Annotated in this window: 14 protein-coding genes; 4 read left to right on the top strand and 10 right to left on the bottom strand. The window is 51.5% G+C overall.

Features of this window, described 5'->3' with window-relative positions; translation table 11 throughout:
• Nucleotides 1-66 precede the first annotated feature (66 nt).
• Nucleotides 67-1,140 carry an MBL fold metallo-hydrolase gene (locus ACXYMU_RS18335; protein ID WP_458987872.1) on the bottom strand — a complete coding sequence of 358 codons (1,074 nt, stop codon included), beginning with the start codon at nt 1,138-1,140 and terminating at the stop codon, nt 67-69.
• A gap of 253 nt (nt 1,141-1,393) precedes the next feature.
• On the opposite strand from ACXYMU_RS18335, the gene ACXYMU_RS18330 reads away from it, so the two are divergent.
• The 4 genes from ACXYMU_RS18330 (at nt 1,394) to ACXYMU_RS18315 (ending at nt 4,787) form a co-directional block, all read left to right on the top strand.
• Nucleotides 1,394-1,654, top strand: a complete 261-nt coding sequence (locus ACXYMU_RS18330; protein ID WP_458987871.1) for a hypothetical protein — start codon at nt 1,394-1,396, stop codon at nt 1,652-1,654.
• Nucleotides 1,655-1,742: 88 nt separating this feature from the next.
• A complete protein-coding gene (locus tag ACXYMU_RS18325; protein WP_458987870.1) occupies nt 1,743-2,000 on the top strand; it encodes a hypothetical protein in 258 nt (85 codons plus the stop codon).
• 97 nt (nt 2,001-2,097) lie between these two features.
• Complete coding sequence (gene pepE / locus ACXYMU_RS18320) at nt 2,098-2,817, top strand: dipeptidase PepE (protein WP_458987869.1); 720 nt, start codon at nt 2,098-2,100, stop codon at nt 2,815-2,817.
• Between the two features lie 161 nt (nt 2,818-2,978).
• Nucleotides 2,979-4,787 (top strand): DUF885 domain-containing protein, encoded by a 1,809-nt coding sequence (locus ACXYMU_RS18315; protein ID WP_458987868.1) that lies wholly within the window; start codon nt 2,979-2,981, stop codon nt 4,785-4,787.
• Nucleotides 4,788-4,861: 74 nt separating this feature from the next.
• Here ACXYMU_RS18315 and ACXYMU_RS18310 read toward each other — a convergent pair whose 3' ends face one another.
• From ACXYMU_RS18310 to ACXYMU_RS18270, 9 genes are all read right to left on the bottom strand, one after another.
• Nucleotides 4,862-5,314: a hypothetical protein gene (locus ACXYMU_RS18310; RefSeq protein ID WP_458987867.1), complete on the bottom strand. Its 453-nt coding sequence runs from the start codon at nt 5,312-5,314 to the stop codon at nt 4,862-4,864.
• Nucleotides 5,315-5,321: 7 nt separating this feature from the next.
• Nucleotides 5,322-5,765 carry a hypothetical protein gene (locus ACXYMU_RS18305; RefSeq protein WP_458987866.1) on the bottom strand — a complete coding sequence of 148 codons (444 nt, stop codon included), beginning with the start codon at nt 5,763-5,765 and terminating at the stop codon, nt 5,322-5,324.
• A gap of 46 nt (nt 5,766-5,811) precedes the next feature.
• Nucleotides 5,812-6,351 carry an RNA polymerase sigma factor gene (locus ACXYMU_RS18300; protein WP_458987865.1) on the bottom strand — a complete coding sequence of 180 codons (540 nt, stop codon included), beginning with the start codon at nt 6,349-6,351 and terminating at the stop codon, nt 5,812-5,814.
• 99 nt (nt 6,352-6,450) lie between these two features.
• A complete protein-coding gene (locus ACXYMU_RS18295; protein ID WP_458987864.1) occupies nt 6,451-7,410 on the bottom strand; it encodes a transketolase family protein in 960 nt (319 codons plus the stop codon).
• Nucleotides 7,411-8,805: a vWA domain-containing protein gene (locus tag ACXYMU_RS18290; protein WP_458987863.1), complete on the bottom strand. Its 1,395-nt coding sequence runs from the start codon at nt 8,803-8,805 to the stop codon at nt 7,411-7,413.
• 54 nt (nt 8,806-8,859) lie between these two features.
• A complete protein-coding gene (locus tag ACXYMU_RS18285; RefSeq protein ID WP_458987862.1) occupies nt 8,860-9,717 on the bottom strand; it encodes a transketolase in 858 nt (285 codons plus the stop codon).
• A gap of 310 nt (nt 9,718-10,027) precedes the next feature.
• On the bottom strand, nt 10,028-10,483 hold the full coding sequence (bcp, locus tag ACXYMU_RS18280; RefSeq protein ID WP_458987861.1) for a thioredoxin-dependent thiol peroxidase: 456 nt from the start codon (nt 10,481-10,483) through the stop codon (nt 10,028-10,030).
• A gap of 8 nt (nt 10,484-10,491) precedes the next feature.
• Nucleotides 10,492-12,426: a M23 family metallopeptidase gene (locus tag ACXYMU_RS18275; RefSeq protein WP_458987860.1), complete on the bottom strand. Its 1,935-nt coding sequence runs from the start codon at nt 12,424-12,426 to the stop codon at nt 10,492-10,494.
• Nucleotides 12,386-12,997 (bottom strand): fumarylacetoacetate hydrolase family protein, encoded by a 612-nt coding sequence (locus ACXYMU_RS18270; RefSeq protein WP_458987859.1) that lies wholly within the window; start codon nt 12,995-12,997, stop codon nt 12,386-12,388. The genes ACXYMU_RS18275 and ACXYMU_RS18270 overlap by 41 nt, the downstream gene beginning before the upstream one ends.
• Between the last annotated feature and the right edge of the window lie 314 nt (nt 12,998-13,311).

Below are 13,311 nucleotides of genomic sequence, written 5' to 3'. Positions count from 1 at the left end.
TGGTGCCTTTGTTCAAAAGAGAGGGGCCGGTAGCACAATTGCTGCCGGCCCCTCTCTCTTTTTCACTTACGGATAGTTATTGGTATGCTCTGTTGGGTCGTCATGGTCGGGGTTTACAGTAGGGGGCAAACCCGATGCCACGCGGTTATGGGAATAAGGCCTTCGCTGCAGATTGCCGTTTTTTACACTGTTCTGGCGCTTTTTAAATACGGATAGCGCAATGCCCGCCAGAGCCACAGCACTCGCCAGCGCCACGATCTTTGGTACGGTATAGTTTACCGGCGGCGGCACTGATATCACGCCGCGTTCGTCGGTGATGGCGGGCTGGTGCACGTAGCGCCCTTTGTTAGGTACTGCCACTGCCCAGAAGTTTTTAGCTAAGTCATCCAGTTGTCGCTTCAGGTCCTGGCCCACCATAGGCATGCCATGGCCCGAGGCAGCCACCTCCGGGTTTAACTCTGCTAATGCCGCAACCGAGTGGTGTGCTGCGGCCCAGTCGGGGGTATAATAGGTTGGGGGGCCGTGCACTTTACGCTTCTCAGTCAGCACCGCTATCGTAGATTCGGCATTACGGGTGGTAAAGGCATCCCCCAGCACCAACACGCGGTCCTCCTCCCTGAAAAACGACACATGCCCCGGCGAGTGACCAGGGGTATGGAGCCAGCGCCATTCACTCATGCCCGGCACGGAGCCATCCTTGGGCAGCAGCTCCAGGTTAGAGGTAATGTCGATGGGTTTTTTAGGGTATGCGAAAGCCATGTACGCCATGCCGCCGCCGCCCACGCTGGAGTCTGGTGGCGGGTAGCTGGACGCCCCGGTTAGGTAAGGCAGTTCCATGGGGTGCGCGTAAACGGGCACATCCCACTCGCGGGCCAGGTCTTTAACGGCACCCGTATGGTCGAAATGCCCGTGGGTGAGGAGGATGGCCTTGGGGCGGGAATTCTCCCCGAAGAGTTGCTCCGCGGCCCGCACGATTTTGGAAGTGAAGCCGGGCACACCGGTATCCACCAGTACCCAGGAGCCGTCGGTGTCTGCGATGAAATAAACGTTCACAAAAACAGTTTTTATGCCCCATACCCGTGGAGCCACGGCAAATGTTTCGCTTTTGCCGGAAGAGGTTTTGTTTTTATATGCGACCATACGCAAGGTTATCAGTTTAATTTTTTGTTAGTCTTTAAGGTACGGAGGAAGTGAGCAGGAAGCTGCCTAAATTCTACCGGCTTTGAAAACTTTATGCTGGTACGGATGTTGCTCTTTGTATATTTGCCGAAAATTCGCTTAATTTAAACAAGGCATTAGTGCGTACCGGCAATCTTAAAAATATTCAAGAATCGGTTTGCTATGATTTCCTGTTAAAGAGGAATTTTTTATCTTACTGGAAAGTTGTTCTACTATGGTTAATTTATTTGTACCCCCAAGCTATATGGCCGTGTTCGCGAAATGCGTAGACGCGACCATGCCGGCCTTTGAGCCAGAGGAGTGGATTGAGGAAGGGAAGGTGTATCCGGTGAAACACTTCACGGAGCCACTTAACCAAGGCGAAGGTTTTGCCGTCACTATTATTGATGAGGATGGGATTGAGATCCATCCATCGCCGTCGCACTGGAGTTTCGCCTCCACCCGCTTCGAACTTTATACCCTTCACCTCAATTAGACCAAAATCAGGAAAATATCGTTAAACTTATAAGGCTGCCGCGTGCAGCCTTTTTTTTCCTATTTTACTTAAAGGTGCCGCAACAAGTATGAGTGCTGAGGAATTTAACGAACTACTGCCACAGCAGCAGGCCGACTTGGTGCTGGCGCAGGGGCATTACCTGCACCACCGCATCAAGGGATGGTGCAAAATAGACCTTTACTGGCTGCATGACTTTTATGTGGAGCTGTGGTTCCTGTACGACCTCAAAAGCATTGGCCTGGTGAGGGCCCTCTCAGACTACCGCCACCTGGAGCCATACCTCGATACCATCAAGCTCAAACTCGCTCTCATCCGGAAAGATTGATACAAAGCCTAGTATGAAGTCCTCTGATTATTGGGCTCTGACAATTTACGACCAGGCATTGCTGCTATCGCTCATTCAAAATATTTATCTTTAGGGCATGAGCAGAAATTTACTATTGATCAGTACCTCCACCACGCACGGCACCGCTTACCTGGAGCACGCAGCTGAGGAGGTGAAAGCCTTGTTAGCGGGCAAGTCAAGCATCTTGTTTATCCCCTACGCCCGTCCGGGAGGCATCTCGCACCAGGAATATACAGACACGGTACGTCAGGCTTTTGAGCCATGGGGTATGCGCGTGAGCGGCGTGCATGAGCACGAGGATGCGGTGAAGGCCGTCAATGAGGCCGAAGCTGTTTTTATTGGTGGCGGCAACACGTTTGTGCTGCTTCGCAACCTGTACCTCAACAAACTGGTGGAGCCGCTGAAACTACGCGTGCAGAAAGGAATGCCTTATATGGGGACAAGCGCCGGTACCAACGTAGCGGGCAAAACCATCGGCACCACCAACGATATGCCCATCGTGACCGTCAAGTCTTTTGATGCGCTGCAATTGGTGCCTTTCAACATCAACCCACACTACCAGGATCCGGTGGAGGGCTCTACCCATATGGGCGAAACCCGCGAGACACGCATTGCCGAGTTCCATCACCACAACCGCCAGCCGGTAGTAGGTTTGCGGGAAGGAAGCATGTTGCGCGTGCAAGGGGACCGGATTACGCTGAAAGGCCCACTTTCGGCCCGAATCTTTTTGCAGGGCCAGAAGCCGATGGAGTTCAAACCGGGCGATGACATCGGCTTTTTGCTGGATGCTTATTAAAGGCTACTCAATTGCGGTGTGGCCAAAGGCTGGTCGTACTAAATCCTTTTAATGAAACAGAATAGCGATTCCTGGTTTCAGAGAAAACGCGCCATACAGTTTTCTGCTGGTTTACAGGAGCAGCAGAAACGGGATAGACCCAGGTAACCAAAACAAAATCTATGCAAAGGCACCACTTGATTTTATATGCGGCTATGGCTGTGGCCACCGCAGGTACTGTCGGCTGCACACGCACCACCCCACCCGATGAAGGGACAGAGGCCGTGCAAAACGACCAGACGATAAGCCAGCTGTTCGAGGACTACTTTGAGGCACGCCTGAAGCTCTTCCCGCTGGAGGCCACCGGCATTGCCGATAACCGCTACAACGACCAACTGCCGAATGACCTGAGCCAGGAGCACCAGGAGCAGGTACGGCAGTTATACCAGACGTATCTCGATCAGATCGGGAAAATAGACCGGAGCCGGCTTGGGCCGCAGGAGCAGGTGAGCTACGATATCTTTGCCTATGAAATGAAGATGGCGCTGGAGGGCTTAGAGCAGCCGTCCATGCTGTTGCCCGTAAATCAGTTCTGGGGTCTCCCGATCTCTCTTGCGCAGCTTGGTTCGGGTTCCGGGAACCAGCCGTTTAAAACCCCTGAAGATTACCAGGATTTTCTGGGCCGCATCAAAGGCTTTGCCGTCTGGGGCGACACTGCGATCACTAACATGCGGAAGGGGATGCAACTCGGCGTTGTGCTGCCGCGCGCACTCACGCAAAAAGTGTTGCCACAGCTGCAGGCCATGGTGGTAAGCGATCCGACGAAATCTATATTCTGGGCTCCTGTCGAGAACCTGCCGGCTAGTTTTACGGCTGCGCAGAAGGACAGCATCCGGCAGGCATATACAAAAGCCATCCGGGGAGAAGTGGTCCCTACTTACCAGAAACTGCAAGATTTCATGCAGCAGGAGTATTTGCCCAAGAGCCGCACCTCCACGGGCATCAGCGGTATAAAAGGAGGCGATGACTACTACAAATATCTGGTGCGCTACTGGACCACTACTGACATGACGCCGGACCAGATCTTCGAGATTGGCCAGCAGGAAGTGGCGCGTATACGCAGCGAAATGGAGCAGGTGAAGCAGCAGGTTGGTTTTAAGGGTGACCTGAAGGCGTTTTTCCAGCATGTGAATGATAACCCCACGTTTATGCCTTTCAAAAAGCCTGAAGAGGTATTGGGCGCTTATCGACAAATAGAGGCGCGGATGCAGCCACAACTGGAGAAGCTGTTTGGCATTACACCGAAATCGAAGTTTGAGGTAAGGCAAACGGAGGCTTTCCGGGCCGCCTCGGCCAGTGCCGAGTACAACCCTGCCGCCCCTGATGGCTCGCGGCCCGGCATTTTCTATGTACCCATTCTGGATGCCAGCACTTACAATAAGGTAGGCATGGAGTCTTTGTTCCTGCATGAGGCGATACCGGGGCATCATTACCAGATATCAATCCAGCAGGAGCAGGAGGGGCTGCCTAAGTTCAGGAAGTTTGCCTGGTATGGAGCCTTTGGCGAAGGATGGGCCCTCTATTCTGAAAGCCTGGGTAAGGAGCTTGGCCTTTATACCGACCCATACCAGTACTTCGGCCGCTTAAGCGATGAGATGCACCGCGCCATACGGTTGGTGGTGGATGTAGGCATGCATGCCAAAGGCTGGAGCAGAGAGCAGGCCATCCAGTACTCATTGGACAACGAGCTGACCAGCCGCGAGGCTGCCGTGGCTGAAATTGAGCGTTACATGGCTATACCGGGGCAGGCATTGAGCTATAAGATCGGGGAGCTGAAAATAAAGGAATTGCGGAAGCGGGCAGAGCAGGAGCTTGGAAACAAGTTCGAAATCAGCGCTTTCCATGACCTGATCCTGACAGGTGGCGTGATGCCGCTTGCCGTACTCGAAAAGAGAGTAGAGGAGTGGATTGCCATGGAAAAGAACCAATAAGTTTTGACTAAGCAAAAACAGAACAGGCGCATCCTACTGGAGCGCCTGTTCTGTTTTTGGGAATGTTGGTAAGCTTACTGGTTTGGGCTTTTGTGGTCCAGCTTCCGAATCAGCATCTTCATAAACTCGCGTTCGCCGCGGTATAGCTTCACCAGCTGTTTGATCGTGATTACCTTTTGGTAGCGCTCGGCATATGCTTTGTCCAGTGCCAGCTCTTTTTCTTTCAGATCAAATATCTTAGCCACGCGGGCCTCTACCTGCGCATCCGTCAGCTGGTCGATATCCTGCTTGAAATCGATGCGGTAGCCTTTCACCAACTCGCGGCGCTTGGCCTCGTGCTCGTTATACAGTGGCCAGAATTTTTGCGATTGCTCGGGTGTCAGGCCCATCTTGTCTGTCAGGAAAGCCACCTTGGCGGCTTCCATTTTTTCGTGCCTGTCGCTCTTGTCATGGCGCTGCGCCATAGCGGTTGTGCTGCCAAAGGCAAACAGGCAGCACATAAGCAGTAGTATAAAGGAATGTCTCATGGGTGAATTAGTAGTCTATGTCGTCTAACTGATAGTAATATAGCTCTTCTTCGGCGGTAGTCGGGCTAACATTCAGGAAATCAGCTGTCAGGAACTGATCTGCTTCCAAGTGCTCCTCCAGGTCAGAAAACTCTAAGTTGGCATACAGGTCCAGGTACTCCACCATCTCATCCTTAGACAACAAGGCGACAGATACGGTTTCCTGCTGTGGCGCCTGTTGCATCCCCAAAAAGTATACCCCTATAAACAGGACAAGCAGCAGCACAGGAGCCAGCGCAAGCCGTAGTAGGCGCCAGTGCTGCCACAGCCAGGCGGGCGAATCAAGGCTTGCTTCAGGCTGCCGGCTGGCAGTCCGTTCCATGATGCGCATCGGCAGGCGGTCAAAGTACCCATCGGGCACCTGGTGCAGCTGTCGCTTCGGAATTTCGTTTAGCTTCAAATGTCTTTTCATTTTTTGGTTACCTTCCATAGTTTAGATGCAATAGCTGTGCTATAGTTTAATCCTGCTTCAGATATTCCTCTATTTTTTTTACCGCGATGTGGTAAGATGCCTTCAGGGCACCTACGGAGGTGCCCAGTACCTCGGACATTTCCTCATACTTCAGCTCGTCATAGTACTTCATGTTAAACACCAGCCGCTGCTTGTCTGGCAGGCGCAGGATCGCCTTCTGAAGCTTCAGTTGGATTTCGTCGCCAGCGATGTCGGGGGAGGAGGTGAGCTTTTCGGTCAGCTCGTTGGTGATGTCGTGCAGGGGCAGGAAGAAGCGCCGCTTTTTGCTCGAAAGAAAAGACAGGCACTCGTTGGTGGCAATGCGGTAGATCCAGGTATAAAGCTGCGCATCCTTACGGAATCCCTCCAGGTTCTTCCATATTTTCAGGAATACCTCCTGCGTCAGGTCGTCCGCGTCCTCATGGTCGATCACCATCTTGCGGATGTGCCAATAGACCTTCTGCTGGTACTTTCGGACAAGCTGGCTGAAGGCCAGGTTACGGCTATCGGGGTGGGAGAATTTTTCTAAAAGCTCTTTGTCTTCCACTTTTCGAGGGCAGGGAGCTGCAAAGGATATGGGTTTAAAGCAAAAAGGCCGTGCCACTTGCGGCACAGCCTTTCTTAACCTATAGGTCAGAAGCCGCTTTTACTGCTGCTTTCTGCTGATGACACGCTCAACGGCGGCCACAATGTCGTTCTCTGTGAGGCCGTACTTCTCCATCAACTCATCTGGTGTGCCTGACTCTCCGAAGGAGTCGTCCACGGCCACGTATTCCATTGGCAGCGGCGTGTTCTTCACAAGCAGCTGTGCGATGCTGTCGCCGAGGCCTCCGAGGCGGTTATGCTCCTCTGCGCTAACCACGCATTTCGTCTTGGCAACAGATTTCAGGATAGCCTCCTCGTCCAGTGGCTTGATGGTGTGGATGTTGATGATCTCAGCCGAAATTCCTTTCTCAGCCAGGATATGGCCCGCCAGGATAGCTTTCCAAACCAAGTGGCCAGTCGCGAAAATGCTGACATCGGTGCCTTCATTTACCATCCAGGCTTTGCCAATCTCAAACTTCTGGTTCGGGTCTGTGAACACCGGAATAACCGGACGGCCAAAGCGCAGGTATACCGGCCCTTCGTAGTCTGCAATAGCGATGGTGGCTGCTTTCGTCTGGTTGTAGTCGCAAGGGTTGATGACGGTCATGTGCGGCAGCATCTTCATCATCCCAAGGTCCTCCAGGATCTGGTGCGTGGCACCGTCCTCTCCAAGGGTGACACCGGCATGCGAGGCGCAGATCTTTACGTTTTTGCCAGAGTACGCGATAGACTGGCGGATCTGGTCATACACACGGCCAGTGGAGAAGTTGGCGAAAGTACCGGTGAACGGGATCTTTCCACCAATCGTCAATCCGGCGGCGATGCCCATCATGTTTGCTTCCGCGATACCAATCTGGAAAAAGCGCTCCGGGTTTTCCTTGATGAAATCGGCCATTTTCAGCGATCCCACCAGGTCGGCGCAGAGGGCTACTACATTTGGGTTAGTGCGGCCAAGCTCCAGCAGGCCAGCTCCGAAACCGGAACGTGTGTCTTTTTGCTCTGTATACGTGTACTCTTTCATCTATCTGTTGAAAATTTTTACGGTTGTGGTTGCGCCCGATTTAATGTTAAAATCCTTTATGTCGGTGAATTTACTCGCCTGGGCGGTTTTCATGCGGTAAATCAACCTATAATTGCCTGGCTGCAACGCCAGGGTAACCTTGCTGTTCTCTTCCGGAAGGTTATACAGCCAACGCTGGGCACCGTCTGCCTCCAGCGCATAGATGCTGCCGTAGCCCTTCATCTGCGAGGGGATTGACAGCTGCCCAGGCGGCGGGATGCTGACCGTGTTGGTCTGTCCCTGCTTCAGTTCTACATTTTTTAGGTAGATCCGGGGCAGGGTAAGGATCTCCAGTTCGTAGCGCCCGGCCAGGTACTTCTGCTGCTCTCCAAATGGCTGCACGTGCAGGGTTTGTTTATCCCCTTGCTCCCGCACAATAGCGGTTAGGCTGCCGTAGGGGGTAATGCCATCTGGTCGCAGGTATAAAGTGCCTTGCGGTGCTTTCACCTGGATGACGTTGTGCCTGCCCGGGTTGATGCTGATGTTGCGCTCTACTACCGCCGGGGTGGTATTCACTACCAGGTCGTACGGGAGCAGGGCATCAATCTCAAGCATGTCGGGCTTACCAGAAGTAGGCCTGTAATGCACAAAGTTATACTCAGGCAACTTGGTTAGCGCGTTCAGGAACGTTATGTTCACGTTGCTCTCCACCGGTTTGCCGTCCTGGTTCAGCAATTCCACACTAACTGTGGTCTTGCTCAGCGTCTGCATCACAATTTCAGTCAGCACCGACTCAAAGGTCTTCACGTCAGCTGCATTGTAATAATTGCCGATGCAGTTCAGCTGCTTCTCATATTCGGGGTTTATACCGATGCCAATCACGAAGGGCCGCAGGAAAATCCTTTTCTTCTGCAGTTCCAGCGACATGGCACAGGGGTCGCCTGCGCACGATTCTAGCCCGTCTGTGATCAGAATGACGACGTTGCGTGTCTTTTCTTCCGGAAAGTCGCTCGCTGCCTGCTGCAGCGAGTAAGTAATGGGGGTGTTGCCGCGAGGCACAATCCCGGTCAGTTTCTTTTTGATGGCCTCTGTGCTGTTCGGCGAAAACGGCACTTCCAGTCGGGTGTCTTTGCAGTCGTTGCGCTCACGCCCAAACTGGTGCCCGTATACCCGCAGCGCCACTTCCACATTCTCGTACCGGTCCAGGGAGTCAACTAAATGTGTCAGCAGCGCTTTGGCAACGGACATCCGGTCGCTGTTCTCCCACTTGGCCAGCATGCTTCCGGAGGCATCCAGCAAAAAAAGGATGCGTGTTTTAGGAAGCTCCTTTTCTGATTCCTGGCCCAAAACACGGCCTGTTGCCGAGAGCATCAGCAAAAGCGACAGTGCAAAAACTAGGGTGCGCCAGTGTGCCATGCAGGAGTAAGGCCAAAAGATACTTATTGCCGACCCCGAAGGGTGGCGGCTTTATTAATAATCAGCAGCCTCGTTTACGGCAAGCTGCTGCAGCGCTATCTCCAGTTGCTCGTCGTTAGGTGCCACGCCATGCCATTTGTGGGAGCCCATCATAAAGTCTACTCCGTAGCCCATTTGGGTATCCATCAATAGCATCACTGGCTTTCCTTTGCCTGTGGCGGCTTTAGCCTGGTCCAAGGCCGGCAGCAGTGTCTCGAAATTGTTTCCGTCTGCTTCCAGCACATGCCAGCCAAACGATTCGAATTTTGCACGCAGGTCGCCCAGCGACAATACCTCCTCGGTAGAACCATCAATCTGCTGACCGTTTCTGTCTACCGTAGCAATCAGGTTGTCTACTTTGTTGTGCGGGGCATACATCGCAGCCTCCCATACCTGGCCTTCCTCCAGCTCGCCATCGCCCATCAGCACATACACCAGGCTGTTGTCTTTGTTGAGTTTTTTGGCCTGGGCAGCACCAATTGCCACCGATAAGCCCTGGCCGAGAGAGCCAGAAGCGATACGAATTCCTGGCAGCCCCTCTTCGGTGGCAGGGTGCCCCTGTAACCGCGAGTTAAGCTTCCGGAAAGTCTTCAGTTCCTCTACATCAAAAAAGCCAGCACGAGCCAGTGTACTGTACCATACCGGAGAGATATGGCCGTTAGACAGGAAGAATAAATCCTCGCCCTCGCCATTCATGTCAAATTCAGGCGAATAGTTCATTACTTTAAAGTACAGCGACACGAAGTAGTCCGTACAGCCTAGCGAACCACCTGGGTGGCCGGAATTTACTGCATGCACCATGCGTACGATGTCTCGGCGAACCTGTGCCGCAATGTCTTTCAGTTCCTCAATACTCTTGTTGTGTGGATTCACTTTATATACAGGTTATTAGTTATCAGTTTTGTAATAATACACATTTTTGTTGCTGTTCTACAAACCCGTGAGGCTATAATTAGAACAAAGTAGCAATGCCGGGCGCAGCAGTGCTTTGTATGGCTGAGCAAGCTAAAGGTTGGCGCCTCATAAATGTTAAAATTACACTTATGTTGGTATAAAACAAATGTTGCTGCTAATTCTTGTGTAAGATAGGAAGATTGTAAAAACAGTAAAGCCTTTTAGCGAAAATAATAAAAGCGCCCGGCAGTTTCAATGAATTGCCGGGCGCCATTAATATTAGCATGTGCTACTTTTTAGCTAAAATCTGTTCAGTGTGGGCTGCGGTCTTTACTTTCTTGATGATGTCCTGAATGGTGCCTTTTTCATCCAGCACGAAGGTATACCGCATGGTGCCCATATACTTGCGACCGTACATTGATTTTTCCTGCCACACACCGTATTGCTCCACGATCTTCTTGTCTGTGTCGGCAATCAGCGTGAAAGGCAGCTCATATTTGCTTATAAAGCCCTGGTGGGATTTTTCGGTATCGGTGCTGATGCCGATCACTTCATACCCGCTTTGCTGCAAGTCGCTATAGTTGTCGCGGAGGTTGCAGGCCTGGGCGGTGCAGCCCGAGGTATTGTCTTTGGGGTAAAAATACAGAATCACTTTCTTGCCCAGATAGTCACTTAGCTTCACGGTGTTCCCGTTCTGGTCTTTGCCCTCAAACTCAGGGGCTTTGTCTCCAATGTTTAATTCCATGTGTTGTGTCAAATGGTGGTGGTATAAACGGCTTCGTTGCCTGCGTTATCTTTTACTCTCAGAACAAACTCACCCGAAAGCGGGGTGCTTTTATCCAGCTTCTCAGACCAGATGGTGGCGGCTTTGTGCTCATATTTCATCAGAACCCATTCCCCGTTCAGGTACGCATTGAAGGAGTTCAGCCCCGATAAGTCATCCGAAATCTTGAACCGGATCTGGTCGCGGCTCTTGCTCACCAGCCGGATGTATGGCTTTTGGGTGTCCTCCAACACTTTAAACTTACCCATGTTCTTGGTCCAGAAGGAGATGGTGTTGTCGTCGGCCCAATTGCCCCCTACGAAGCCCTTGCCCCGCCCGGTACCCAGAAAGTATACCGCTGCTTTAGATTTGTCTGTTACTTCCGCCATATTAGGCTTAAGCGTTACTTTTACACTCTTTAGCAAAGGCGTAAAGTAATCGCCGACGGTAAAGACGTTATCCTCCAGGTTGGTCTGGAAGTACAGCGTGTCGTAGAGCGACTGCTTGTCGAACAGTACCTTTAAGTAGTCATTCGAAAAGGAGGTTTCCTGCCCCGGTGGGATGAGCTTCTCAAAATTGAAAGGCATTGTAACGCCGCAGAAGCGCATGGAGTCAGGCAGGCCCGCCCGAAGGTCGAAGAGGCCCACCGACTGGGAGTTCTTCATGTAACTGGGCACAAGCATCAGCGCCTTCGTTCCCTTGATTAGCTCGATGTTCTGGGGTGTGCTGCTGGTATCGGTGGCCATGATCTTGAGCACGTTGCCAATCAACTCATAGTCTAGCTTTGTTTTGCTCACCGTTTTGGCAACCGATTTTGTGAAAGTAGGTTGCTGCCCTTTCACCACAAAACTCAGGGTGGAGGAATTGTCATAAGAATCGCGGGCCACCAGTTTTACTTGGTAAGTAGAATCTGGGTGCACCTGCATGCGGCCTTGTTTGCCGTTAGCGGTGGTATAAAGCGGCAGGTCGTTTCCGTAATCCACATAAGCCTTCTGGAAAGTGCGCCCCTCACGCTTGTACACATTGTAATTGATATGCTGCGATACCTGCCTGGACAGTTCAAAAGGAACCTTGTCGATGTAGTGGCTGTACATTTTCTTGCCGTTCACGAAGAGGGTAACTTCCTGGGTGCCGTTCTTGTTGGCGGCACCGTCCAGCCGGTCGATAGTCTGCAGTTCCAACCCTAGCAGCCCGTTGGCCCTTACCGTATCTGTCAGCACGTAGTTGTTTCCAACCTGCTTTGTGCGGAATTCCGCGCGGTCAAACTCGTTTTTTACCCGAGCATGGATGTTCAGTGGCGTGATGCCCACACTGTAAATATCCGGAGGGGTAGTGTCAAGCACTTCCCCGAATTTATACTTCAACGGGTTACACAGGCGGTCTTTTTCGTCCCTGATCTCGAAGTGCAGGTGCGGTCCTCCGGAGCCACCCGTGTTACCGGACAGCCCAATGACCTCGCCTCGCTTCACCGGAAACATCGTAGATTCCGGGAACATCTCCAGCTCAAAGGTCTTCTTTTCGTATTGCTTCTGCAGCATGTAGTCCGCCATGGGCTTGCCAAACGCCGAGAGGTGTGCGTACGTTGTCACCAAGCCGTTCGGGTGCGTTACATAGATAATGTTTCCATACCCATAGGTAGACTGCTTGATGCGAGACACATACCCGTCTGCAGCGGCGTATACCTGCAAGCCCTCACGCTGGTCGGTTTTGATATCCAGGCCCCCATGGAAATGGTTAGAGCGAATCTCACCCATGGTACCTGAGAGGTAGTTCCGCTCACCCGGTTTTATCGGGAAAAGAAAGTAGCCTGGTTGTGGTGCGACTTGCGCCGCTGCGCTCAGTGAGGTATAAAGTGCAAGTGCCGAAAGCGCGAACAGCTTTCGTTTATTTAACTTCGAAATCAAGTAATTTTTTATCTTCAACATACCCTTCTAATCTGTCTCCTATTTGTACGGGCCCTACGCCCTGTGGCGTGCCCGTGAAAATGATGTCGCCTGTTTTAAGTGTGATGAACTTAGAAACATAGGCAATGATGTCATCAAACGTGTTGAGCATCATGCTGGAGTTGCCCTCCTGTTTTGTTTGTCCGTTCACATCCAGCTTAAAACTGATGTTGTGCGGCTCAGGGAACTGGCTCAGCGGCAAAAACTCCGATACAGGAGCAGAGCCGTTGAACCCTTTCGCCAAAGCCCATGGCAGGCCTTTCGCTTTAGCCTTGGACTGCAAGTCACGTGCCGTGAAGTCGATCCCTAACCCGATACCGTCGTAATACTTGTGGGCAAACTTCTTGTCAATTTCTTTCCCTTCGCGGCAAATGCGCAAAATCAACTCAGCTTCATAATGCACATCCTTCGTGAACTCAGGGTAGTAGAAAGGCTCATTCTGACGAATTAGCGCTGTGTCGGGCTTAAAGAATATCACCGGCTCGTCCGGCACTTCGTTTTGCAGTTCAGCTATATGGTCGGCGTAATTCCTGCCGATGGCAATTATCTTCATCTGATTTGAGTTGAGTGTCCTTTTTTCAAAAATAGGGTTTATACCGTTGCTTCACCGAAAAAGATCCGAAAAATATTCGGTTCGGACTATAATAATTGATTTGTTTTGCCGGTATCTCATCTATAGGTATAAACCTATATGAGCAGTAAAAATTGTGTTTAGCGCCAAGAAAACACTTTAAAGACTGTCAGCCGTATAAACTTTGCGTAAACGGCTAATCCATTAGCTAAGTCAATTATTGTAAAACCATTTATTAAAATTAAAGTATAGTTATATACTAATTTAGTGTTGTGTTAATTTTTGATATCCTGGAA

It is taken from the genome of Pontibacter sp. CAU 1760, from assembly GCF_054482735.1.
The sequence above is the reverse complement of the archived record's forward strand: the minus strand, read 5'-3'. Positions and strand labels throughout refer to the sequence as shown.